The sequence below is a fragment of the Kitasatospora sp. LaBMicrA B282 genome, from assembly GCF_050325825.1.
GTDB lineage: Bacteria > Actinomycetota > Actinomycetes > Streptomycetales > Streptomycetaceae > Kitasatospora.
Genome location: NZ_JBNQTI010000401.1, coordinates 1 through 508 on the forward strand (window position 1 = coordinate 1; position 508 = coordinate 508).

The 508-nt window shown below is 74.2% G+C and carries 1 protein-coding gene; it reads right to left on the reverse strand.

Translation table 11 applies throughout. From position 1 onward, the window contains the following. The coding region (locus ACQRUO_RS39665; protein WP_428321030.1) for a heme/hemin ABC transporter substrate-binding protein at positions 1-508 on the reverse strand (508 nt) is incomplete at both ends.

Consider the following 508-nt stretch of genomic DNA (forward strand, 5'->3'; position numbering starts at 1 on the left):
TAGACGGAGGCCGAGCCGCGCAGATAGAGGAACGCGACCCGGGGCTTGTCCTTGTGCGCCGGAACCTCCTTGCGCACGGCGGCGATCCGCGCCTGCGAACGCCGGGCCAGCTCCTTGCCCGCGCCCGGGACGCCCAGCGCGCGGGCCACCGTCTCGATGCGCGGGCCCACATCGGACAGGCCCTTGGCCGGGGCGACGACGAGCACCGGGACCCCGGCCGCGCGGATCTGGTCGACGGCCTCGGCGGGGCCGGACGTCGTCTCGGCGATGACCAGATCGGGCTTGAGGGAGAGCACGCTCTCGGCGGAGACGTCGTGGTTGCGGGTGACGACCGGGAGCTTCGCCGCCTGCTGGAAGGTGGCGGTGATGTCCCGCGCCACGACCCGCCCGCCCAGCCCGAGGGTGAACACGATCTCGCTGAGGCTGCCGGACAGCGGTACGATCCGGCGCGCCTCGCGCACGGTCACCTGCCGCCCGTCGGCCGAGTCGACCGTGACCGGCAGCCGTG